This is a genomic window from Pseudomonas sp. F1_0610 (genome assembly GCF_047470865.1).
In the GTDB taxonomy this organism is placed as follows: domain Bacteria; phylum Pseudomonadota; class Gammaproteobacteria; order Pseudomonadales; family Pseudomonadaceae; genus JAZDRH01.
Genome location: NZ_JAZDRH010000003.1, coordinates 174,863 through 199,119 on the forward strand (window position 1 = coordinate 174,863; position 24,257 = coordinate 199,119).

Below are 24,257 nucleotides of genomic sequence, written 5' to 3' on the forward strand. Positions count from 1 at the left end.
AGATGACTGTTTTAGACATTCAAATAATAATAATTTTGTATGGCTGAAAAGCGCGTTATTTGTTTTTCTAAATGAAAACCTAAACGCATTAATAGTTGGTTAGATGCCTGATTTAACACCTGTGTTTCAGCGACCAGTTGACGGTAGTTAGTTATATAACTACTTTGCACTACTGCACTTAGGCTCTCAAATGCATAACCTTGCCGCCAATAGCTGGGCATTAGTAGATAGGATAGCTCACCTACAGTAGGATCTTGATCAGTAGATGTTAAGCTAATTAAACCCACTACATGAGAGGTCTTTTGTTCACGGATAACTAGATAGTGCCCTGTAGTATCAGCTAACATGGCTGCAAATTTATCTTCATAAAGACTGATACTAATAGCGCCGCCAAGATAGCGACGTACCTGGGTATCTAAATAGAGGCGCTGTATTTGTAGTTTGTCTGCTTCCTGTAGTGGTGCCATAGCGCAGCGTTGCGTTGTTAACATAAGTGGTTAGCCTTTAACGAAACTGAGGCTGTAGTAAACAGCCCCAGTTATTGGTTTTATTGGCACTTGTTAGAAAGCTCTTTGGTAGCCTCTAAGAATAATGCATTAATGCGCTTAGCATCTTGAGAGTTATACACACGCCCCTTGGTCGCTTGTGCAACACAGTTAGATAGGCCAGCACCACTAATATCTACAATATTGACTTGTAAACGCGGTTTGCTTGCGGCGAGTTGGCTAGCAAGTTGGCAAATGTTTTCACCACAACCATCTTCTCCATCAACAAACATGACTATCATGGCATCTTTACTTACACCATTTACCTTACTAGCCGCTAAGCGCAAGCTGGCCGCTAGAGGTGTGCCATCATAGGCTTTTATCTGTGACAAGCGCGTTACTAATTGACGTCGCTGTACATTGGAAAACACACCATGATCAACAGGTTTTTGGCAGCCATTAAAGGTAATTAAACGGGTATTAATATCAGGATGTAGGTTATATAGCATGCGTACATAAGCTTGCTTGCCAACCTCTTCGCGCGTCGGTGACGCCAGTAAAGCTGCTCGACGAGGGTGATTGTCATAATTCTCATATAAGCGGTTGGTTTCCGTAATCCAATCTTCATCAGCACGGTTAGCTTTAATATTCAGCAACATAGAACCTGATGTATCAAAGATAGTAACAAAATCAGGTGGCGATTCTGTTTTGTCTTTCACGCAAGCATAGTTGTCCACACGCCCAGTTTTTACAGGCTGAGGTTTTGGCTTAGGCTCCGGCTCTGGCTTAGGTTTCACGGGCTCTTGCTTAACAACAGGCTCAACCTTTGGCGGTTCCACAACAGGTTCAGGTTCTGGAATGGGCTCTGGCTCTACAACAGGTTCTGGCTCAGGCTCAATAATTGGCTCTGGCTCTGGCTCTGGCTCTGGCTCTGGTTCTGGCGTAGGCTCAGGCTCAGGTTCAATTTTTTTAGGCTCTTCTATTTGTACGGGCGGCTGAATAGCTGGCTCTGGTTGCTTTTTTTCCCAGTGGTTGAGATAGAGCCACCATGCTAGCAGGCCTAAGAGTAGCAATAGTAAAAGCAGTGCCAACAACCATGGCCATAAACGACGCTTCGCTGGCGCTGGAGTTACCGTAGCAGCAACAGGTGCAACGGGCGGTACAATAGGTGGTGCAGGAACCACAGGTGGTTCAGTATCCCAACTAATTAAGACAGGCTGATTATCAACACTGTAAAGATTGTTTAAATTAGGCTTGCCCAGTAATGAGCGTATAGCTTCGGCTGCTGCAGGTTGTTGCTTAGCCGCAAGTTGATTAGCAAGTTCAGCTAATGAATCTTGGCGCTGATCATAGAGCTTAAGCAATTCTTCTTGTTTTTCTTTAGGCAAGGACGCAATTGACTGTGGTTGTCCGCCCAGTGGCGACCACCACTCTAAGGTATCACTGTAGCCCTTACGTGGTGTGGCAAATAGGCTGAGCAAATGAGGCGGGCAGAAGCGAGCCAACATTTGCATTTTTTCAATGGCAGTTGTATTGCTGGGTGAAAAAGATGCGCTTGTCCTAGTTACTCGTTGCATATCTTGGCTCAAATGTGGTGACAATAAAAAAGCAAATAATATTGCTATGCTATACAAAGAACAGTTTTAATCCTAGTAAACTATTGCTTACATTGCTTGCCAATTTCCTTAGTGGCATCTAACAGCTGAGCATTCATTTGATTAATGTTCTTAGGGGTATACACACGTCCCTTTGTCGCTTGTGCTATGCACTGCGCTTCACCTGTCCCTGTGATGTCAACAACGTTAATCTGTAGACGAGGCTTCATACGTGCTAAGCGTTGCGCAACAGCGCAGACATTCTCACCACAGTTACCTGCACCATCAATAAAGAGCACAATTAAAGCATCACGGCTTTGCCCGTTAATTTTTGAAGCTGCATCTAATAAACCTGGGGTAATAGGCGTGCCTATTCCTAGTTTCAGGTTATTGACGCGTTGGGTTAATTCTGCACGTTGCCCCCCCGTAAATACGCCTGCATCTTTAGTGCCGCACCAGCCTGTGAAATAGATTAAGCGAGTATCTATACGAGGATGCAGATTACTGATCATGCTACGGAAAGCTTCTTTACTAACATCTAAATAGCTTTTTGATGAGCCAGGGTAGCGTTCACCCATTGATCCAGAAGTATCAAACACAACAACAAACTCAGGTGGCGGTTGTTTAGGGTTAGGGGTACAAGCAAAGTTATCAATATTATTAAACTTGCGTGGCGGTTTTGTCGGAGCTGGTTTAGGTTTAACGGGTTCTGCCTTAGGTGCAGGTTTGGGCTTTGGAGGCTCAACTTTAACCACTTCGGGCTCCACTTTCACAGGTTCTGGCACAGGTTTAGGCGTTATAACCTTTGGTGCTTCTATAACAGGTTCTGGCTCTGGAGTTGGCTCTAGTTTTGGCTCGGGTTGAGCTTCTGGTTTTTTCGGTTCTTCAATAACTGTAGGCACAACAGGCGTTACTACAGCGTTTGTTTTATTCCCATAGTGCAGATAAAGCCACCATGCCAGTAGACCTAAAAGTAATAACAATAACAGCAAAGCGAGCAGCCAAGGCCATAGCCGTCGTTGGGTTGTTACTTCAATGGCTGCAGGAACAGCTAAAGGCACAGCTGGAGCTACAGGAGGAGGTTCAAGCAGCACTGGTGGCTCGCTATCCCAATTAATGAGTACGGGCTGGTTGTCTATACTGTAGAGATTATGTAATGCCGGCGTACCAATCAGCGAATTAATCGCATCGGCCACCACAGGTTGTGTATGGGTCAATTGCTTGGCTATATCAGATAACGAATTTTGTCGTTGCTGGTAAAGCTGGAGAAGTGCTTGCTGTTGTTCAGCAGGCAAGCTTGTGACTGCAATAGGTTGCCCACCTAAGGGTGACCACCATTCAAGAATATTATCATGTCCATTACGTGCCACAGCATACAGGCTAAGTAAGTGAGGAGAGCAAAAGTCAGCCAATAGTTGCATTTTCTCATGTGCAGTTTGGTTGACTGGAGAGAAAGGATAACTCGTCCTGATTACTCGTTGCATAGCGATTCCATGGCTCTTCAGAGGGAGTGATTAAATAAAACAATGGTGTATTTAAGCTAAAGGTGAATCTTAGCGGTTATAACACTTATAGATATTGATTTAACGGTAACTAAAATAGCTTTTTGTTTTATAAATAACTATCTACTGCTAGTTGTTTTTATTAGAACCTATATGTATTAACTATGGCTTTGGGTTTGTTTATATCGGGCAGCCACAGCTAGGATCAACCTTAGGCTCTGGCTTAGGTTTAGGCGGTGGTGCTGGTTTTGGCCTAGGTTTGGGTTTGGGAGGCGTCGGCTTAGGAGCAACCTGTACTTCTATTTTAGGTGCTTCAACAATAGGTTCAGGAGCTATTGTTATAGGCACTACTTCTGGTTCAATGATAGGTTCTGGTTCTGGTTCTGGTTCTGGTTCTGGTTCTGGTTCTGGCAGTGCAACTAAAACTTCCACAGGAGCTGGAACGACAGGCTGAGGCCTATTACTAATCCAGAGGTAAATAGCGCTTAGCGCTGCCAGTATAAGCGCTATTAGCAAGAGCCATAGCCACATATGAAATTTTTTATGACGAGCAGTCGGTGGTGTTACAGCTGCCACCACTGGTATTACGTCAGGTTGTTGGATATGCAGGTAGCGATGCCAATTAATCAGCACAGGTTGCTGGTTAAGGCTGTACAGATGATCAAAAACAGGTTGTTTGGGTAAAGTTGCCACTAGATGGCTTAAGACAGAGCTATTTGCTTGTTGACTTAGCTGTTGTAAGGAAGCTAAGCGTTGCTGATAAAGATTAACTAATGTGGTGCGCTGCTCAAGCGTTAAATCAGCATAGGCAATAGGTTGACCGCCTAAAGGAGACCACCATTCTAATTGATTGTTTTGTCCCGCACGTGGTTGTGCTAATAAGCTAGCAATATGTTTTGGGCAATACGTAAGCACTGCATGAGCCGTATTTAAACTTTGCTCATCCATGTCTGCAAAGGTAAGGGTGCTGCGTTGAATACGTTGCATAATAAAAAAACAGCGCACTAAAAGGTGCGCTGTATATCACTCGTTATTCGTAGCCTAAACTGAGTTGTAAACGACTTACTTTACGTTGTAAGTCTTCCAGCTCTTTACGTTTAGCTGCTACTGCTGCAGGATCATTACTCACCGCTTTGTTTTGGGTTTTCTTGATTTGTGCTTCTAGCTCTGCAATTTGCTGTTGTGCTGAAGCTTTGTTGGCATGTTTAGCTTTCACTTGAGAGAGTAAGCTGTTAAGGGATTTGCTTAGTTTTGCTTGCTGGCGCTGCTGCGTTTCTAAGTCAGCTTGGGTGGCCTTTTGTTGAGCCGCAATTTCTTCATAAACTTCATGGAATAATTTATTTTCTTCACGCGCATCTACTAAGGCTTTTTCATTGCGTGTGATTTGCTGGCGATAACCACCGCGAGTATCACAATTTAACTTTTCCCACATACTTGGGTCTGTTTTTGTGGCATCACAGCTTTGCTGATCTACTGCGCAACCAGTTAAGGCTAAAACGCTTAGTAATGTAGTAGTTACAATAATTTTTTTCATTTGCTTAACCTAAAGTAATAGCTGAACGTTGGCGATATAAACCATCTACTTCTTTTTGTAGCACAGCTACTTTCTGGTTCATGCGAGCAATTTCACGTTCCATGGCGGCTACTTGATTGCCAGCCCCATCTTGACGCTCTTGGGCAGCCACTTTGCTGTATTCACTTGATTTCTCTTTCATATTAGTAATATCACGGTTTAATAACGCAATATTGCTATCAATCTCGGCCAGCTCTTTTTTCGCTTGGGCGATATTAACGTTTTTATTTTTAATATCACGCTGGATTTGCGCAATACGCTCTTGGTCGTCATGAATCACGCGTTGCGCTATTTGCGTGCGCTGGATTACCTTTTCAGTATCTTGCTGAACGTCATAGGTCATAGCTTGTAAACGTTGAGTCGTATTGGAGTATTGACTACGGCGATCATCTAAGTAGTAGTTTGCGCCCATGGCCACCCCACAAGAAACAATACCGGCTGCAATAGCACAGCCCGCTTTATTGCTTGAGTTAGAAGCTAGGCATGCCAGTACAGCAACACCGGCACCAACAGCACAAGCTTGATAGCCGGATTTGCTAAAAAACTTAGCAGAATCACTATTGGTTAAACGAGGGTCAGCACCCTTATCAACCATGCTACTACCAGTAGTTTCACAGCCAGTTAATGCAATGCTGCCAATAACAACAAAACTCATTAATGCTTTTTTAGATAAATTAAGAAGAGCCATGAGGGATTCCTTCCAATAGGTAGTTAGCGGGCGACTGCTTTGCAGTTCTCAAGCCACTGATTAGTGTTAATTTGTTGTTTCTGTAAGAATAGTTGTTGATTCTTCCAGTGGGTTGCCAAGTAGGGTTTTAGTTCTTGCAACTGCTTATTACGAGAAATAATTTCTTCCATAACCGGCACTTGTTGCTCAATACTACCTTGCCCATATAGTGTCGCAGCATCGACCAAGCTACTTGCATAATAACGGCTTAACTTATGTAGGCGGTCTTTTTGCTCGTCTAGCTTTTCTTTACGCATGGCACAGCTTTCATCTGGGTCAGACACTTCACAGTTTAGATTATAGTTGCGTTGTAAAAAATCAAGATATTGGCCGTCATCAAGCATCTTAGTGCATAAGAACGCGCCTAAGTTCAAGCTAGCGCGAATAGCTTGATTACGTGCTTCATCTTGTTGCTGGTTACTGGCACGCACTTGATTTTCAAGAGTTTTAAGCTTTTCTTTTAGTGCCTTATCTTCAATGCCAGAAGCTAGCTTATTTAGCTCATTGGTTGTTTCTTGGCTGCCATCTTGGGTATTGCCTGAACCTAATTGTTTCCAACTTTGCTCAATACTGCTAACTCGTTCACGGGAAGTGAGCGTAGGTGCTACTAAAGCAAGACGAAAACCTGTGCTGTTGCTGGTGGCTTCACCCTCATTGGAATAGTAGGACTGCTCACGACGTGCAGAGCTGCGTATATCGGCTTGTTTGGTGAGGAAATTACCGCCGCGCACAATATAGCCGCCAGCTTGACCGTGGCTACGATCAAGTTTATTTAAACGAAATGATTCAAACATCATTTCAGAGGTATTGCCTAACATATCGTGTAAGCCCAGTGGGTTGGGCTTAAGTAAACCGGCTAATTGTAATTTACCATTGGATGATTGGGCGCCCGCAAACCATTCATAGCCATTTAAGCCATCTGGCATAGGATAGCGGCTGTCACGAAACTCGGCGGTTGACACTTCGAGTCCGCCACGCGCTGCAAATTCCCACTCTACTTCGGTAGGTAAACGCACAAAGCCCATGCTGCCATCTTCTTTGGGCATGGCGTTAGCTGCGTTTTTACGTAACCACAGGTTGTAAGTGTCTGCCGCTTGCATTGCGTTAATCCAACTAGTGCCTACTACAGGTAAACGCAGCTTGTTCGATGGCTGAGGACATTCGTTTGCAGTTAAAGCCTGATATTGAAGCTGAGTCATTTCATACTTGGCCATTAAGTAATAGCGTGACTTTTTATTGGCTTCAGTAAAACTACCTGCAATAAATGTAGGGCGTGTGTGTTCGATATAGCCCCATTCGTCGCTGTCTTGTCCAAGTTGGACGGCATAGTCATCTAGCGGATTGGTTGAGGGAATAAATACCTTACGAAATACCATAGCACCATCACAAGGCATGGGCAGTATTACATCATCAGCACTGGGTGCAGGGTTATAATGTTTTTCGTCCCAAGCAATTTGTGCGTTGGCCGCTGTAGTGAAGCTCACCGCAGTGGCAAGAAAACTTAATTTAATCCAATTATAGTTCACGTAAACTCTCCGCAGGTTGGATGCGTATCGCGCGCAGTGCGCCTATGCTGGAAACTGCAACAGCAACCAATACGGCTAATAATAAAGCAAGTACGCCATGGGTGAAGGTTATTTTGCAGGCAAAGTTATTAGTATTTTCGCTGCTAACCAAAACACTATTAAATAATTCGCTACCTAAGCTGTATAAGCCTAGACCTACCACATAGGCGAGTAAAGTAATTAATAAGGCTTGTATAACAACATAGAAAGCGACAGAAAACTTGGTAAAACCTAATAGGCGTAGAACAGCAAGGTCTTTGCGTTTGCGGTCAATATTGGCTAAAAAAGCACCAATAAGTGAAGCTATACAGCCAATCAAAGCCGTTAAGGCAATCACAGCAAAAATGAGTCCAAGTACCTTATTAATAGCTTTGACATTTTCAATCTCAGCTAATCGACTGCTGGTTTCAATATGTTGTTGCTCTAACTGATTAATAATAGGTTTAACAGCATCAATATGCGCAGCATAAAGACGCACTTTAGAAAATGTAGTGGCTTGTGTGCTTAATGCGCTACCAGTAGTTAAGCCGTAATCAGGAATAAGCACGCCATCTCGAAATTGCTCTAAGCTAATAAGGCGAGGTTGACTAACAAAAGCAGCAGGACGAGAGAAGCGAGTAGCATCCAGAATGGCAACTACCTGTAGTTGCAGTTCACCGCGCTCATTGACGTTATCTAGCTTGCGTGATGCACGTAAACGAAGGGTATCGCCAACCTGAATATTTAAACGCTGGGCGGCCGCCGCACTGAGAATTGTTTGCTGGTCTGTAAGTTGGCTCAGTTCAGTGTTGAGTAGGGGATCTTTGGCTGCTGTAGGGATAATTTCAGCGTTTTCTACAAAACGGCGGTTATCCACAATTAGGTCGGCTTGCGTATTTAATGAGCGTGTTTGCCCAATGGCAAAACCCACCTCGGCTTGTTGCTGTAACTGTTCTATCCATTCTGTTGTGTAGTTGCCGCTAGAAAGCATTTTGATTTCTAGATTACGTGGGTCTTGCAGTAAGTCTTCTTGCAGCTGATTAACAACACCGTATTTAAGACCAAATAACAACAACAAAGGAGCTATTACAGCGACAAGAGAAGCGCCAATACAAAAAGAGACCTTGCGGTCATGCCAAAGGTCGCGACAGGCCAGTCGCAGCAATAATGCCAAACTATGAGTCGCAGAGGACAAAGCTAGTTACTCCAGGTTGACAGTTAGCTTGCAGGGTAGGCAGCTCAAACTCTTTGACGAGTGACCAGTCGTGTGAGACGACTAAAGCGCTGAGTTTAAGTTCTGCTACCAGCTCTAAAAAAAGCTCAAATAAACGATGGGCACTGTGTGGATCCAGAGCAGCGGTTGGTTCATCGGCTAGCAATAATTGTGGCTCATGGGCGATAGCACGTATACAGGCTACGCGCTGGCGCTCACCAATAGATAAGGCTTGAGGTAGTTTATTAAGCAAATGCTCTAGTTTAAGTACATTGATGGCATGCTCAACATGTTCACTGGTTTGCGTCAAACCCAGTAAACGGCGGGGTAATTGAATATTATCGCGTACATTTAGGAAGGGTAATAAGCCGCCATTTTGTAGCACGAAGCCTAGATAGCGAGCGCGAATATCCGCCAGTGCGTTATCGTTATGAGCTGCGTTAAGTTGCACAATATCCACACTAGGATCACCCAGTTGGAATACGTTTACTTGCTCAGGTTTTAGTAATAACCCAATAGCTTCCAATAAGGTACTTTTTCCACAGCCACTCTCGCCAGTTACAGCGAGCACTTGCCCTGCATCGAGCTTAAGTTCGGGCAGGGTCACGCAATGTTGTTGCGCCCCTGCTCCACGGGTTATGTTTAATCCTGCAATGCTAAGCATTAAGGCATCATCTCAAGAGGCACAGGATAAACGTCTTCACGTGCGTCGGCACTTTCACTGAGTTTTACCCAGCGGTCGACATCAGCGTTATAACGTTGGTAATGGCGTAGTTTGGTGCTGACATTACGAATAAACTTTTCTTGAGCTAGACCGTCCCAGCCTTTCCATGTTTCTTCGTCCAGATTCAGCACTTCACTTTGGTAGGGTAGATCTTCCAAGTATTCACCCATTACACCCAGTTCAGCGAGTTTTACATTATCTTTTTGCTGCAATTGGTTAGGGTCGGTCCCCATAGTGGCAGCTACGCTACGTAAACGGCTGAACATTTCTGACGGAGAAATGAGGCCTTCGTTAGCCGCATCTAAAATTTCTTTCATGATGTCGCTAAGATCACTTAGTTGCGCTTTGGTGAGTAAAACACGCACATCTGTGGTTGGAATATTCTGTTTGACTAGGTCGCGATCGCTAATCCACGCTTGGAAAACAGGCGGCGCTTTAGCCCCTGTTTTTGCGCCCAAATAAGACAGTTGCATAGCATGTCCAATGAGTTTGGCATCTTCCAACATTTTGTCTTTATTAGGGGCTTCGGCATTGGCTGCACTACCAATAGCATTATCACCTAAATAGGCGGCTTTAACTTGGCTTGTGATGGCATTGGCTAGCGCATCTACTTTTTGCCCAAACTCATTTACATCACCGGCATTAACAGGATAGTAGAGTGATGTATTGGTTGGCGTGTAAGTAGAAAGGGTTTGATATTGGGCTTCAGCGCGTGCATGGTCTTTAACACCTTGCGGTGTTTTCAAGTGTAGGGTATAGATTGCCACACCAGATTTGCTGGCTTCAAGACGCACTTGATCAGGATTTAAACCCGTTGAGCTAAGCGGGTCATCACCTTCCATGCCACTAGCATCCGTAATAAGGATGATATAGCGTGCACCAAACTCGTTCCATTTGACTTGGTCAAGGGCTTGCATAACACCTGCGAGTGGATCTTCATACCAGTAGGCTGTGGAAACACTGGCTTGCTTTAAGCTTTTGATTTTATTTAAGAAGTCAGCGCCATCTTTAACGGTGCTTGGATCGGCATACATTTTACTGACGTATTCCAATCCTGGGCGATCTTTAATACTGCTACGAAATGAAACCAAGCCAAATTTAACTTGCTTTCCTAGGTTTTCAGACTCCACACGCTTATAAACATTCTCAACAGCTTGGCGTGTACGCTCAATATAGGGCTGCATGGAAATAGTGGAGTCAATAACAAATACAACCGAAGCGCTAAACTCTTTTAACTGACTAGTCGTATTAACAGCACGTGCACCACCTGTAGCTGAGTTTTGCGCATCTTCTTTGCTAACCGAGGCAACATTGAGAACACGGGTGCGGAAGCCTTCTTCCGTCATGACTTCTTCGCCGCTTAAAATCGGCAATAGATAAAACTGCTTTTGTAAATCAATGTAGAACTCAGGCTCCTGTGCAACAACACCCTTGGCGCTGTTGTTGGCTTTTAAGGAACTACGCAATGGCGCCACAGCAGCCGCAGGGTTACTAGCGTCGAGTATGCTTTCTAAGTCTTTACGTTCTTTAAAAAAGAGTAAACGATCCCGGTTAGCGGGGTTGGTGAATGCTAGCGTTAGCTGCATTTTCCAATCGACTGTACAGTTAGCGGGTAGCCAGCCGACAGTTTTACCATAGCTATCAGGGCCTACTTTTAGCCATTCGCCACCTGTGCTGTTATTGCGTTCATACACATAAAAGCGGCTAAATGCGGCTTGTTCTTTGCCTGTACGTTGCCCAGCTTGGTCTGCCAATTTGCAGCCTGGTGTTGTTAACACACGCTGGTAGAGTGTTTTTTTACCTTCTTGCAGCAGTGGTTTATCTGCGGCCAGTGCGGCTTGAGCACTGAAAACGCTAGCTAAAGCTAGCGCTAGGTGAGATAGATTGAGTTTCACGGCGCCAATTCCTCTAAGCGTTGTTTAGCTTCAGTATTGTTAGGCTCGTTTAAAATTACGGTTTCATACCAGTAGCTTGCAGTGCTGGCATCGGCTTCTTTAAAGCAAGCGTTAGATTGGTAGAATTTAGGATCATATTCTTTGGCGTAAGCTAGTGCGATTAGCACATCACCTGCTTGTGCACGGTTGGCATATAGACGTTGTGCAATACCACAGTGATTATTGCTTTTAGCCTGCTGGATGACCTCTAGAATCGCCTTGCTATCTTTTGTTTCTTTTAAGCAGCTTTGAATAAAGCTTAGCTCGTTTTCAGATTTCATACTGTCTACGGAGCAACTGCCACCTTTATTCTCAGGTTCTGCTGAGCTGGGCGCACTCGGTTTCTGATTTAACAACCACCAGACAGCGGCGCCAATAATAGCCAGTACAATTACCAATAGCAGAATAATTAATAATCCTTTGCCGCCTTTCTTTTTTTCCGCCATAGGCGGTGCAGGAGGAGGCATTGGTGCTGGTTCGGGGGCTGGTTCTGGTTCAGCTACAATAGGTTCTGGCTCAGGTTCAGGCGTGATTTCTGGTTCTGGCTCAGGAATAACTTCAGGCTCAGGTTCTGCAATGGGCGCAGCAGGCTTGGCCAGTTGCCCTTTAGCTTGGTGATCTTGGCTGCTACCTAGCGCGCTAGAAGGCAGTAAACTGGCTTCAGGCTTGAGAATGCCCATGCCTTGTGCGCCAGTTTCATCACGCACAGTAATGCGATAGTTGGCGTTAATATTTTCTAGAATAGGGTCAATAAGATCTGCGCCAACATCGACTGACAAGTCATCACCTAGGCTTTCTAGATCGCTTAGCATGAACCAATAAGGGCTGCTATTCCAGGTGTTCTGGCTACCATCTAAGTAATTACCGTCTTGGTTACGTTGCACTGAGAAAGAAAGGCCAGATATAGCGCCTTCCCAGTTGCGGATGCACATTTTTGCCCGCCCAGGATAGTTGGGCGTGAGTGGCATAAGGCGGACATTAATTCTCATTGGGGATTAACCTTCAAAAGTTTCCAAAACACGACCTAGCGCATTATTTTGCTCTAAGCTAATTTCGCGGCCTTGACTGTGACCCGCATTATTTAAGGTGATATCAACAATAGCAGTAAACCAGTCAAATAAATAACGACGGCTTGGATCTTCTGGCTTTTCACCAAGTTGCGGTAAGTCAGCTGGGCCTTCAGTGTCGTAATAGTCAAACACATGGCCGGGCTGGTTTTGCATACGAACAGGACGCTGATCTTTAGCTAGATTCAAATTGCCTAGCCACGCAATGTAGTCTTGCAAAATAATTTGCGTTGTCAGCACTTGTTTTTCGACGGTTTGCTCGCGGCGTGTGCCCGTTTGTGTATGCGCTAGTAAGGCTTCAGTTAGCTTTTCTTGTAGCTCATAGCGGTAGCTTGCGGTAATGATCTCGTCTGTGAGTGCTGTAATGGCTTCACGACTTAAGCGCAAAATACCTAATACTTGCTGACGTTCGGATAATTCACGCAAGTGTTTTACCCATGCACTAAATACAGCTTTGGCAAAACGATGCTCATGGCTGTTTATTTTACGGGTTTGGTTTTCTGCGACAGGAGCAGGTTCGTTAGAAAAAATATTACCAAAATCAAAACCGCTGTCGTTGCCATAGAAGTTAGGTGCGCTGTCAGCAGGTTTGCTACCTTCCTCGCCTTCGTCCTCATGGCTATCTTCTTCATATACACCACTAAGATAGAGGTTACGCAGCGTATCATCAGGAATAGCTAAATAATTCATTAACTCGCCAATAGAGGCAGACTGTGGACCTAGGTTTTGTAGAATTAATTGCGCTTTTGCTTTCTTCTCGCCCAGCGCGGCATCACCATCTTCTTGGTACCAGCGTTTTAAGCCAGAGGTAACGGATTCATGCCATTGTTCCCATTGTTGATTGATGCGACTAAGTTTGAAGTCAAGGTTGGCAATGCCTGTAAAGCTGCTACTAAAGCGGGTAATACCACCATCATTTAGCCCTAACATGGCATCCCATGCTTGGTCAATCTGTGCTACATGGGCTTTTACAGGGTCGGTATTAATAATAGTTTCGCGCAGATCAGCCAGTTTTTCTGAAAATTGATCAATAATACCTGTTTCATTTTCTTCGCCATCTAGCTGGATAAATGGTGTTTGTAAACGTGGTTTACGCACCAAGAACGTATTGTTAAATGCTTGGTTAGGCGCCCATTCCTTCATCCAGTCAAAGTTACCAAAGCGCTCCACCATGGTCAGGTTAATCATGTTTTCACAGGATTCTGCCATTTGCTCTTTTTTCAGATTGAGCGCGTTAGTAATAAAGCCGTCCATCATGGTCAGCGCCCAGATTAAGCCATTACGGCCTTTACGTTCTTCTGGAGTAGCGCCTTGTGTTTTGCTGATCCATTGACTAAGCACAGGACCTACAGTCACAACTTCACTTTGTTTGAAAGAGCTTGTACACATAACCAAGGCATTCATTTCTTGGAAGGTGGTATAGCGTTCAAACAAATAGGCGACTTTGCCCCGCAAAATTAAGCGCGAAACAGGGCTGGCATTATCGCCACTTTCAACCGCATCTTCGATTTTTAACAGCTTTTGACGTGTACGATAGCCAGGGAAGTCGAGTAGATCGACTTGCTCTACAATGGCATCTTTGGGTGGATTAGCGAGTGGAAAAACTAATTCTGTAGTCAGTGCCGTTAGCTGACCCGTTAGAATTTGCGTAGGGTTGCCCAGTTGCCCATTGTTAAAAGGGCGTACTTGCAATGGGATATCACGCGCTGTCATTAACATGCTCAGCGTGTTGACGTTCATAATGCTGTTAGTTTGTACTAGCTTGCCATCTTTGTTTTGCACTAACACATTAATAGGCGCAAAAATTTTCTCAGGAAGACCTAGCTGATGCAGTGCCCCGACTAATTGCACATAGGTTTGGCTGATTAAGCCTTGTTGTCCCCATATAATAGACAGTACTTGTGCACGTTGGCTAACACTTAGATAAGGCGCAATTTGAATCAAGCGAGGCCAGTAGTTGGCTTCAAGTTTACTAACAGAACTACGGTAGTTGTTACGTAGATAGTCTGCCAAAGCAACGATATCTTCGGCAATAATTCCTGGAACAGGTGAGGAGCATACTAAGTCATCAAATGGTGCTAAGGTTTGCGCAATAAGCTCTTCAGTGATTTCAAAATCAATGCGTTCTTGGTCAAAATCTTCAAACCATGAGTTGGCAAGAATCATAGCCACTTCAATTTCATTGAATAAGCGCAACTCCAAAGGGTAGTTGGCATCTTCAACTGTGCTACCTTGACAGGTAAAACGTGTTACTAGGCCAGTAGCTTCTTTACCACTGCCAATAGGGTTGAAATGGTCTATAAAGTTTAACCGTGAGCCACCACCAATATCGGTTTCTAGTTCGCCACTATCATCGGCTGCCAAAGCCGAAATAAGATAGGACTTCCCCGCTTGTGAAAGGCCAAAGAAGCCCACCGTCATTGGCGTGCCTGCTACGCGTTTTAAGCTTTTAGCTAGGTTACGTGCACGATAGAGCTTGAGATTGAAAGCATCGGCTTCGGCGTCTAGACGTGGTGCATTTGGGCGAACTTCCTCAATCCAGTTTAATGCTTGTTCAGCACCGTCGTAGATTTTTCCCCATTTGCTAATCAGTTGTTGCTGCTGCGCAGTTAATGTATTTGGGTTCATTTGCGTTTCACACTTCCACTGTCTAGCCAATAGTTAGTATCGCTCATATCTGAGTCAAGCATAGTATTTAGCTCTAGTTTGAGATCAGCGCGGGCGTTAAAGCTGGTTTGCACATTACATTCCACACGGTCGATCACTAGGCGGTCACTAATAATGCCCATCTTTTTCTCGCTTTCTTTGGCACTTACTTTTAAACGAACTCTCAGTACAGGAAGGTCGTTACTCTGTGCCGAGGCGCGGTTATATTTTTCCTTGCCTTGTGGCGTAAAACGCAAGGTGTAGAGCGGTGAAGCACTCCAGCGTTTAATAGGTAGCTGGCGGAAACCTAGGCGAATATCACCACGAAGCTCAAGCTGTGGCGTTTCACCATCCTCTGTCCCGTCTACTGTTGGCAACACAATAGCGTTGTCTTGAGTTTTAATGTTGTTGTATAGCACGTCGCCTTGACCAATATAGTTGTCCTTATCAATGATGCCAAAATAGCGGATGGTTGAATAAGGTTTAAGGTCAATTGAGCGGAAATAGAAGTTTTGAATATTATGATTAGCGGCCAACAAACATAGCATAGCACCAACAGATGCTGTGGTTTTTGGGTCATCAATCATGCCATTGCGATGGAATGGGTACCAACCGCCCGTGTGGTAACTTTGCATCGGAATAATACGGCCTGGCGGTAAAGGTAAATTCTTACGCAGGAAGGCTTGTACACCAGGTAGGCGCGAAGGACGGCCTGTCAGCAACAGCACATCACATGGATATTGAGTGATAACTTCACACAGGCTTGAAAGCGCATCCATAATTGTCACATCGCGCGATAAGAACATGCCATGTAATTTGGCAAGATCCACTGTCAATTGCACACTATGTAAGTCAAAACTCACATCGGCGGTACCAAGGTTACGTCGAATCGCACCTAGTACAAAGTCTTGCACTTCTTGGCTGGCGCGCGAGCCTTGCATTAGTTCTGCAAAGGCAAAGTTACGGCGTCCTTCAGGCGTTTCTGGGTCAAATTGCTCATACGTTTTTAGAATATTCAACGCGATCGGCGAGAATACTTGTAAGGTGAGCTGTTGGCGATAAATCTCATTTTGCGTACTGACGGACTCATTGCCACATAACACAGACATTAAGGATTCAGGCTCACGTACGCCAAGGTTGCTAAGCGCATGGCTTAAGCTGGGTAGAACGAAGGTTTGGATAACATCTAGAACAATATCATCGCCCGCCACTTTGAAGCTGTCACGAAAGCGTTGTTTTGGCACTATATGCACATTACTACCGCTGCTAGTGCCGCCTGCGCGATCTAAACGATAGTCTGTAATAACAAGGTCGGTGGTGCCGCCGCCAATATCAATAGTGGCTAAGGTGATTTTTTCTTTGCCAGCCGTCAGTTCTTTGTCAGGGCGCGCAATTGCTTTGAAAAACTCTTCTGGATGGCTGGCAAAGTTTTCGTTGATCTCTGTATAGAGATATACCAATTGCCCACATGAGGCTTCGTCCCACTCTACGCGTGTTTGTGGTAGCGGTACTATTGGCATTGGAATATCTATGCCAGTGCTTTGATCATGTGGCGCTTTAAATGGATTTTCATCACCTTTATGCCAGCCAAGACTTTTCCATACTAAGCCAATGGCCTGGTTCAAGCGGTCTTGCAAAATAGCACGCTCAGCTTGTGCCATGCCTGGTGGAACCGTCAACGTAATACTATTCAGTCGACGAGGTGTGTGCGTTAAACCTTGGCGTGAGCGTTGCGCTGGGCTATTGATTTGGCAAAGTGCTTGAGCAATCACTTCCGACAGCATGAATGTCATTAATGAGCTGCGACTGTAACGCGGTAGGAATACGGGTAAACGATCTAGCTCATCCAGTGTAAATAAGGCTTCACCATATTCATCAATTAAATGAGAGAACGGCGCAGCAGTGGCATGTGCTTCCGTATCATTTTTAATGAATGAACAGTTAAACCGCCAGCCATGATCATAAGCTGATTCATCCCATAAATAGCGTTTCGGGCTGGATAAGCCAGTAGAGCCCTCAGTGCCTCGGCGTAAGCTAGCTAAGCGCCCGGCTTCAGAGCCAACACGGGCAATAGTTGGCCATAAAAATGCGTTGTTACGTCCACTTTTTACAGCAAAGTTTTCTTTACCAAAAACAGCTTGGGCAAATTCAATGCGGCTCTCAAAGGGGTGATTGTAAACACATTCAGGTCTCACTAAGTCGCGTAATTGCAAAATATAGTTATTTTTTAAACCTGAACCCGCCTGACCGTGGTTTTCAATCAAAATGCCACAAGTGCGTGAGTTGCCCACGTCTAGGACTAAGTCCACAGGAATAGCAGGTGATAAGTTAGTGCGATCGCTATTTACTATTTTTACTTGAGGAATTTCAATTTTTGGCTGGGTGCTACTTTTATGTACTGTCGTTTTGCAAATTAATGCTAGGACGTTTAGTAAATGCGCTTGAGGCTCGCGACGATCAATCGCATCTTCAATATCTTGTGCATCTAAATGAGTCGAAGCTTCAAGGAAAATATTTTCCATCCAGCTATTAACCCATTCTTGTGTAAAGAACCAGTTAGTCAGTTCGACCGTATTGGTAAGCTTAAACGTAACGCCAGCATTCACATCTTTATCGCTAGGCGCTAAATAGCTTGCATGCTCATTGGCTGGCATTAAGTTAGTATCAAAGCCAATAGTTAAACGGTAATTGTTGCCGTCAATATCAGGCTCTTCTAATTGCACGATACGCATACGTGCCCAGTTAGCTGGGCCTTGATCATAGCGATAGGGTGCAATAAAACGTAAGAAGGGCAGTGGTAGCCAATGCCCGTTTAACAAATTTAGGCTTTGTTCTAGTGGAACATCGTATTCTGGCTCGCCTTTCACAATGTTTTGCGAAATCAACTCAGGCGTTTTGTCATAAAAGAAAAAGTCTTCTTCAGGGTTGTACGCCATTAAGGTAACGGTTTCGTTGGTTACCTTTACGAATTGACCGCTGGGTTCTTTGTTGGCCTGTAACTTTAAGCCAAAATCCATAAACTGAATGCCAGTATTGCTGACCAGTGTTACGGTGTCTTCAAATTGTGTCAGTTCCGGTAGCATGCTTTATCAATCCGTAGTTATTGTGTGTTGCGCATCGACATTGGGAAGCGAGTATTGCCATAGTTGCCTGTGCAGTCTGCGGCGCTTTTTGCACCAGGAGCACAGGTAATAGCAGGCATGTCATAGCTTGATCCATCGGCACATTTAGCTTGTCCTTGGCTATCAATAGACAAACTACCACTTTTCATTTGAGCATTTACATCACCCGTACAACGCATGCCGTCAGCACGTTCTACCGTGACCTGCCCTTTACCTTTATCAAAATTATATTCTAGTCGCAAAGGCTTGCCAGTCTCTTTGTCCTGAATGCCAGCCCCCGCTTTCCATTTACCATTTAGGAAGTCAGCTTGCCCATTTTGCGCCGCTTCAGGTGGAATTTGTAAGTCATTCCCTTGAGCAGTTGCTGGTGGTTGCGCACCTTCTGGCAGTTGAGGCGGCGTTGGTTGCTGCTGAGCATCTGGATTTTGCTCTGCTTTTGGGGCTTCAATAGCAGGCGGTTGCTGTGGGTTTTCCGGTTGCTCAGACGGAGTAGCTTGTGGATCTTGTGGTAATTCAGGTGGCTGAGCGGGATCAGTGCTTGGCTGTTCAGCGTCTACAGGCGCTTGACCTTCAGGCACTGGCGGCAAAGCGCCTTCTAAACCTTGTGCGGCCATAGACTTAGCAGGTACCCAACGTCCATCTGGAAGCTGAATTTTTGGTATTTCTAACTCTGGAAGCTTAGGATCTTCAACTTTCTCTGGTGTATCGCCTAAGAGATTAGGAATGCCTAAATCTGTTGCCAGCTTTGGATCACAACTGCGTAGACCAAATAGTAACCACAGCAGTAGTAAGAGTAGCAGTAAAGGCAATAACCACCACCAAAAACGCCACCAAGGGCGCTTAGCAGGTGCTGGTTCTTCAATGACAGGCTCTGGGGCTGCTTCAACAATAGGGGCAGCAATAACTGGCTTAGCTATAGCCATTAACGGCAACAAAGGATCAGTTGGTAGCTTAGCGTTAGGTAGCGTGAACCCCCAAAATGTCAGTACAGGGCGACCATTAACAAGGTAGACATAATCAGCTGTTGGCGTATGTAAAACTTTGGTTAATAGCTTAATAAAAACCTGTTGATCTAATGAGTTAGGTGAGCTAGAACGCTGCTCTGCTTTCTTTGCTAGATGCGCAGTTAGTTCTGCACCGTAGGCATTGAGCTTTTCTTCAAAGCTGCGCAATTGTTCGCGAGCTGATTCACGTTCTTCTTCTGTGGCTGATGTCCAAGGAATCACATCACCGGGCAGACTGCTGTACCAATCAATGCGGTCAGCTAGTTGGTCACTCTGAGGCACGGCTAAGTGATCAGCATAGTTAAAACTAGCATCCTCTGGCGTTGCACCTAGCTTGCGTTTAATGGCTTCACGCAACTGTAAAGCCACCCGATACACGGGCTGACCGACTTCACCTAAAGCAGCATAATCGCCACTACGACCAGAACGCAGCAAAGCGCCGCCTAATCCATTGATAGTAGAATCAGTCATTAACCCCTCCTAGGCGGGTTATACAGAACGTGAGCAAAATAAAATACAAGATGCTAACTATATCTTAATGTAACGGAAAAACTATTTTAAGTTTAGCTTAGATTAAATAGGAAATAGAGTCACAGGTTACATAAAACGCGAATAAGCGTGCATTACAAGTTGTACAAAATAAAAAGCCGCGCTAAAAGCGCGGCTGGCAAGGCGTCATAAGACTTTACCAACAGTATTGCTCAGCACGTTTATTGCCAGAGGCGGTTTTAATACCTCTGTTGTCCATGCTAAGTACACCGCAGTTAGGGTCGCTACGTTTTGGTGTGGCTTGTACATTAATACACTGTGCAATCTCTAGATTGGAACACTTTACGAGACGTAGCTCATAACGACCTGTTTCAGATGTCTTGGCAATTCCAAGCGTGGTCCAGTCCGTTGTATAACTCATATGTTGATTAAAGTATCGTTCTTGTGCAGTAAGTACGGCCATAATGTGTGCTTTACCTTCCGTGCGATCTGTTTTAAGCGTGTATTCCACATAATTTGGATACCCAATTGCACCTAGAATCCCGACAATAGCAACAACAACCAAGAGCTCAATGAGTGTAAAACCCTTTTGCATTATTGCTCTCTCCAATATGTAGCACGTACAGGTTGGTTATTTTCGCCACTACTGATAATTTCAGTACCTGTCAGAATAATTGAACCATCTTCGCCGATAACAACAGTTGGGGATGGCGGAATTCCATTTTTATTTAGTTCTACATACCGCACAGGCGTTTCTACCCCATTAACTAGTTTGCTTAATGCGCCTGTTGAATCACGTAAACTTAATGCATAAGTTCTTCCGCGTCCAACGTCAGAGCCGCACACATCAATAGCTCCACCTGTTGGACGGAAAGTACTGAAAAGCACGTTGCCTCTGAAGGAAACTGAGTCAGCTAAAACTTTTTCTCCACGCGTTAAGCGTAAGAAGAAACCTTTGCTGCGCTTAAGATCCTCTAACTGGGATTCAGTTAACGTATTATCCGTCAAATTCAAATTGGCATACTCTTCATTAATTTTTTGACGCAAGTTAGGAATCCCTTGATTAGGGTTGCCAGCTTTTTCTAGAGTCTCTTCGATTTTATTAAATGCAATATCAAAGTGATTTTGCAGGGCAATTTGCTCTGCTCTTTTCTGTGCATCACTAGCCGTTGCTTGTGCTTGAACAATTAATGCTTCATTCGCTCTAATGTCATTTTGCAGTGCATTGAATGCTCTAGCTAAATCAGTCATTTCTGTATTTTGTTGCGCAAGATTGTTATTGAGTAGATTTTGTATGTCAGCAGTATTATCTGGTGCTACACCCAATAAAGTATCAAGTTCACTAAGAAGTTTATCTGTATTCTCTCCATTTTGGCGAGCTTGTGTAATTTCGTTTAATTTATTTTTTATATCATGACTATTGCGTGCAATATCAGTTCGTTTCTGAGTGTTAGTGCTTTGCTTGAAATCATCATGCATCTTGTTAATTTCAGCTTCAACTTGGTTTGCTATATCTAAAAAATCACCTACAGCAGGATCACTTAAATCAATACTAGGATAACGCTGGTTAATCTCGCTGCGCAGAGCATTGGTTAACTCAGGATCATTTTGATGTATTAACAGAAAGTTTTCGTGTTCCAAAATGGTTTGATTATTTTGCTCAGTATCATTATGCAGTGTAACAATAGCACTCAGGCGTTTTGCTAGCTCTTGCGCTAGTATTTTGTCTACATTAGAGCCTTGATTTAAAGCTTTTAGTGTATTTTGCCACTCAAGGGCCTGCTCTAATAGCACAGCTTGTGTATGGGTCTCTTCAGCGTGTTGATCAAAGAAAAGTTGATTTTTATAGTTGGTTTTTTCTATATCCTTGTAATGGTCATCAAGGCGCTTATCAATGTCAGCTTGGAGTTGGTCAACTAACTGTGTGTTTGCTAAATATTCCTCATAGACTTTGTTATAGCCTGTTTGTTCTTTCAGTTGCTCGAAGGCAGCTTCAGCATCACGCACTGCTTGGTTTAAGCGGTTAATTTCATCTTCATATCCAGCAATACGTGCATAAGCCTCTTTTGCTTTTTGTGTATTGTTCTCTAACCCAGATACATCAGTTAAAGTCGATTCAGTAATAACTGTACTGGAAGTATTAGAGTTTGCCGCGGTATTTGGGTCACGTAGCACATAAAAACGATCATCAATTTGGTCATGTAATGGACTTTCTCTAAAGCCACTGCCAATTGAAACGGTATAGTATGGCTTCTGACCTTGATCACGAATTAGAGCAACATCAGGTGAGTTAAAGAAACGGCGGTTATCATTAATAGTAGTTCCTGCAAGGCTAGCAAATAATCGGCCGTTAATATCAGGCGTAGCGGAACTATTGGCATTATTGATATCGAAACGGAAAATTTGCCCACGTAAATCTGACACATAAATAATGTCAATCAGGCCATCGCTATTGCTATCTATTAAGGTAGGGCTAGCAGGCATGCTGTTTGTCATTTCACGGATTTGCAGGTTACCTCTATTGTGCTTTTCAGCACGCCATAACAGCTTTCCTGAATCAGCATCGACAATGTAGAGTGCATTACCAAGCTCGTCATCTTTAGGCTTACTGGTGCTGGTTTCGTCATGCAACTTATCATAGCCGCCAGTAAAAATTAGCACCTTGGTTTTTTTGCCATTGATATTAATGTCAGCTAATTTTGGGGCAGAAAACGTGAGTCCGAGTGATTCAAAACCTTTTGATATTTCATCTTCTGGGTTGTATGCCCCTTTAATTACCCATTTGAGTTTTGGTGTTTTATAGTCAAGTACATCTAAAGCATAGTAGTTACTGCCGCCTCGGCGCATGCCAGCGTAAAGATTTACTTTTTGGGCTGTTCTTGTTTTTTTGGTTGAAAGTGCAGAGTATTCAGTCCATACAGAGATAAAACCATCTAAACCATATGCCTTGCGTCCAAAGCCTTGGTAGTTGTCATGGTATTTAGCAGGCACGCTGAGTAGCTCTTTTGGAAGAAACGCAAAATGTTCTTTGCCATCTTTAGGGTCCACTGCATGGAGGAATCCTTCGTTGGTACCAAAAAACATAACTAACTGTTCTTTTGTACCATCGTTATTAGGAGATTCATCAGTGGTATAAGCCACTAAACGAGGTTCGTTATGTAATACATCACCAATAGTATTGCGGGCAGTACCATTGGTTTTGTTATAGCCATGAATCCAACGAAGAATAGAGTTTTTATGGTTTTCGTTGGCTGCACCTAGTTGAGTATAAGAAATTTTGTTAGTTATTGCTGGAGCAAGCGAGCCTTTATTAACAAGTTTTTCCAAGCTGGTTGTAGAGGAACTATCTAATTTAAGGTCAGAGCCTGTCCATGTATAAATAGTGCGGGCTGCTGGTGTTAACTGTTGAGCAAAACCACCACGGCCGACATCAGAACCATCAACTTCAGTTGACCAAAAGCTTTTAGCAGAATCTTTGAAAAAACCTGTAGTGTCATCAACAGCCGCTTTACCATCCTCACCAACAATCATTGGAGACGCTAAAGATTGTCCTTTGTCATCACGGGTAATCAGTTTGTATTTTTTTACATTCCCAATCCAATTAGCACCTTCGGCTGGTCTAAATAGGGCGTAATACAGTTCGTTACGAAAATTAAGATTGTTATAAGCGCTGACTGCCACACTTGGTGCTGCGAAGCTTGTATTTTCCGCCGTGATATCAACAACGATCGACTTTAATGCCTCAGTTAAACCTGAAACGTTGTTTGAAGAGTAATATTTACCGCCACTCACTTCTGCAGCTTCACGTAGAAAAGGCAGATCTAAAGCAAAACCAATAAAGTGACTGGTAACGGTTTGAATACGGCCTGTCGGGTTAGGGAAAGTGCCTTTTTCCCCCATATTATTATTAGCCATATATTCAGAAAGGGCACGCATGCAGCGAGCTTGGCCACCATTACCGCAGTTCTTATCCGTGAATACTTTATTATGGCGAGCAAGTTGCTGGATTTGCGCTTTATAACCATCAGAAGTTGGAGCGCCATCAGTTACATAAATAATATGTGTTTTTTGGCAGCTGTGTTGGATAGGTGTACCAAAGTTTTTAGAGGGCGCGCGTGTTATTCTTGAACCATTATCTTGCCGTTTAGTGCTAAAGCTATAGTTGACAGGTTCTCCGTAAAGGTATTGATAGGCGCTGTAATAAGTTTCTTGAAGAGGTGTATTACCATTATCTTCAATGGTTCCAACAATCTCTAATGAGTGATTTTTATTTTCTGGTGTTGCATGTGTAATCTGTTGGCGCAAAATACCACGTTGTCCACTCCAGTAGTATTCCATGATGCCAATATTAACATTACGCTGAGCAGATAAATCAGTAATTAAGTTTTTAACTACGGCATGTAATACTTGAATTCTTGTTTGCCGTGGGTTGGTTCCATTGACAGTCGACCCCATTGATCCTGATGAGTCCAAAACAAACAGAATATTAGGCCTTACTTGTTGATCTGCTGGTACATCTTTAGGAACATAAATTTCTGTATCATCAGCCCAAGCGGTCTGTAATGCAGTGCTTGTAAAGAAGAAACTTAATATAACGGTAGTTAAAGGTTTAAGTTTAAATAATGGCATGCT

The 24,257-nt window shown here is 43.9% G+C and carries 16 protein-coding genes; all 16 read right to left on the reverse strand.

The window, feature by feature from the left end; all coding sequences use genetic code 11:
- Nucleotides 1–11 precede the first annotated feature (11 nt).
- A complete protein-coding gene (locus VQ643_RS03195) occupies nucleotides 12–491 on the reverse strand; it encodes a GNAT family N-acetyltransferase (protein WP_414197825.1) in 480 nt (159 codons plus the stop codon).
- Between the two features lie 56 nt (nucleotides 492–547).
- A complete protein-coding gene (locus VQ643_RS03200; protein WP_414197826.1) occupies nucleotides 548–2,062 on the reverse strand; it encodes a hypothetical protein in 1,515 nt (504 codons plus the stop codon).
- An 80-nt stretch (nucleotides 2,063–2,142) separates the two neighbouring features.
- Nucleotides 2,143–3,564 carry a hypothetical protein gene (locus VQ643_RS03205; protein ID WP_414197827.1) on the reverse strand — a complete coding sequence of 474 codons (1,422 nt, stop codon included), beginning with the start codon at nucleotides 3,562–3,564 and terminating at the stop codon, nucleotides 2,143–2,145.
- Nucleotides 3,565–3,762: 198 nt separating this feature from the next.
- The gene (locus VQ643_RS03210) at nucleotides 3,763–4,569 is read right to left on the reverse strand and encodes a hypothetical protein (protein WP_414197828.1); all 807 of its coding nucleotides are present in this window, start codon (nucleotides 4,567–4,569) and stop codon (nucleotides 3,763–3,765) included.
- Between the two features lie 43 nt (nucleotides 4,570–4,612).
- Nucleotides 4,613–5,116, reverse strand: a complete 504-nt coding sequence (locus VQ643_RS03215) for a hypothetical protein (protein WP_414197829.1) — start codon at nucleotides 5,114–5,116, stop codon at nucleotides 4,613–4,615.
- Nucleotides 5,117–5,120: 4 nt separating this feature from the next.
- Nucleotides 5,121–5,843 carry a hypothetical protein gene (locus VQ643_RS03220; protein ID WP_414197830.1) on the reverse strand — a complete coding sequence of 241 codons (723 nt, stop codon included), beginning with the start codon at nucleotides 5,841–5,843 and terminating at the stop codon, nucleotides 5,121–5,123.
- A gap of 23 nt (nucleotides 5,844–5,866) precedes the next feature.
- Nucleotides 5,867–7,276 carry an SUMF1/EgtB/PvdO family nonheme iron enzyme gene (locus VQ643_RS03225; RefSeq protein WP_414197854.1) on the reverse strand — a complete coding sequence of 470 codons (1,410 nt, stop codon included), beginning with the start codon at nucleotides 7,274–7,276 and terminating at the stop codon, nucleotides 5,867–5,869.
- A 121-nt stretch (nucleotides 7,277–7,397) separates the two neighbouring features.
- Entirely contained in the window at nucleotides 7,398–8,621 is a 1,224-nt protein-coding gene (locus VQ643_RS03230; protein ID WP_414197831.1) for an ABC transporter permease, read from the reverse strand.
- Nucleotides 8,602–9,303, reverse strand: a complete 702-nt coding sequence (locus VQ643_RS03235; protein WP_414197832.1) for an ABC transporter ATP-binding protein — start codon at nucleotides 9,301–9,303, stop codon at nucleotides 8,602–8,604. The genes VQ643_RS03230 and VQ643_RS03235 overlap by 20 nt, the downstream gene beginning before the upstream one ends.
- Complete coding sequence (locus VQ643_RS03240) at nucleotides 9,303–11,258, reverse strand: vWA domain-containing protein (RefSeq protein ID WP_414197833.1); 1,956 nt, start codon at nucleotides 11,256–11,258, stop codon at nucleotides 9,303–9,305. Before VQ643_RS03240 ends, VQ643_RS03235 begins: the two co-directional genes overlap by 1 nt.
- Nucleotides 11,255–12,286, reverse strand: a complete 1,032-nt coding sequence (locus VQ643_RS03245) for a hypothetical protein (protein WP_414197834.1) — start codon at nucleotides 12,284–12,286, stop codon at nucleotides 11,255–11,257. The genes VQ643_RS03240 and VQ643_RS03245 overlap by 4 nt, the downstream gene beginning before the upstream one ends.
- Nucleotides 12,287–12,292: 6 nt before the next feature.
- The gene (locus VQ643_RS03250; protein ID WP_414197835.1) at nucleotides 12,293–14,992 is read right to left on the reverse strand and encodes a putative virulence factor; all 2,700 of its coding nucleotides are present in this window, start codon (nucleotides 14,990–14,992) and stop codon (nucleotides 12,293–12,295) included.
- Nucleotides 14,989–18,093 (reverse strand): virulence factor SrfB, encoded by a 3,105-nt coding sequence (locus VQ643_RS03255; protein ID WP_414197836.1) that lies wholly within the window; start codon nucleotides 18,091–18,093, stop codon nucleotides 14,989–14,991. The genes VQ643_RS03250 and VQ643_RS03255 overlap by 4 nt, the downstream gene beginning before the upstream one ends.
- A 17-nt stretch (nucleotides 18,094–18,110) precedes the next feature.
- On the reverse strand, nucleotides 18,111–19,607 hold the full coding sequence (locus VQ643_RS03260) for an SrfA family protein (RefSeq protein WP_414197837.1): 1,497 nt from the start codon (nucleotides 19,605–19,607) through the stop codon (nucleotides 18,111–18,113).
- Nucleotides 19,608–19,821: 214 nt separating this feature from the next.
- On the reverse strand, nucleotides 19,822–20,220 hold the full coding sequence (locus VQ643_RS03265) for a type IV pilin protein (protein WP_414197838.1): 399 nt from the start codon (nucleotides 20,218–20,220) through the stop codon (nucleotides 19,822–19,824).
- Nucleotides 20,220–24,254, reverse strand: coding sequence for a PilC/PilY family type IV pilus protein (locus VQ643_RS03270; protein ID WP_414197839.1), 4,035 nt, complete (start codon nucleotides 24,252–24,254; stop codon nucleotides 20,220–20,222). The genes VQ643_RS03265 and VQ643_RS03270 overlap by 1 nt, the downstream gene beginning before the upstream one ends.
- Nucleotides 24,255–24,257 lie beyond the last annotated feature (3 nt).

Coding starts and splice junctions, on each gene's coding strand:
- VQ643_RS03205 (WP_414197827.1), bottom strand. CDS start 3,564: ATGCAACGAGTAATCAGGACGAGTTATCCTTTCTCTCCAGTCAACCAA.
- VQ643_RS03225 (WP_414197854.1), bottom strand. CDS start 7,276: ATGCCTTGTGATGGTGCTATGGTATTTCGTAAGGTATTTATTCCCTCA.
- VQ643_RS03245 (WP_414197834.1), bottom strand. CDS start 12,286: ATGAGAATTAATGTCCGCCTTATGCCACTCACGCCCAACTATCCTGGG.
- VQ643_RS03210 (WP_414197828.1), bottom strand. CDS start 4,569: ATGCAACGTATTCAACGCAGCACCCTTACCTTTGCAGACATGGATGAG.
- VQ643_RS03200 (WP_414197826.1), bottom strand. CDS start 2,062: ATGCAACGAGTAACTAGGACAAGCGCATCTTTTTCACCCAGCAATACA.
- VQ643_RS03215 (WP_414197829.1), bottom strand. CDS start 5,116: ATGAAAAAAATTATTGTAACTACTACATTACTAAGCGTTTTAGCCTTA.
- VQ643_RS03260 (WP_414197837.1), bottom strand. CDS start 19,607: ATGACTGATTCTACTATCAATGGATTAGGCGGCGCTTTGCTGCGTTCT.
- VQ643_RS03235 (WP_414197832.1), bottom strand. CDS start 9,303: ATGCTTAGCATTGCAGGATTAAACATAACCCGTGGAGCAGGGGCGCAA.
- VQ643_RS03255 (WP_414197836.1), bottom strand. CDS start 18,093: ATGCTACCGGAACTGACACAATTTGAAGACACCGTAACACTGGTCAGC.
- VQ643_RS03270 (WP_414197839.1), bottom strand. CDS start 24,254: ATGCCATTATTTAAACTTAAACCTTTAACTACCGTTATATTAAGTTTC.
- VQ643_RS03250 (WP_414197835.1), bottom strand. CDS start 14,992: ATGAACCCAAATACATTAACTGCGCAGCAGCAACAACTGATTAGCAAA.
- VQ643_RS03220 (WP_414197830.1), bottom strand. CDS start 5,843: ATGGCTCTTCTTAATTTATCTAAAAAAGCATTAATGAGTTTTGTTGTT.
- VQ643_RS03265 (WP_414197838.1), bottom strand. CDS start 20,220: ATGCAAAAGGGTTTTACACTCATTGAGCTCTTGGTTGTTGTTGCTATT.
- VQ643_RS03195 (WP_414197825.1), bottom strand. CDS start 491: ATGTTAACAACGCAACGCTGCGCTATGGCACCACTACAGGAAGCAGAC.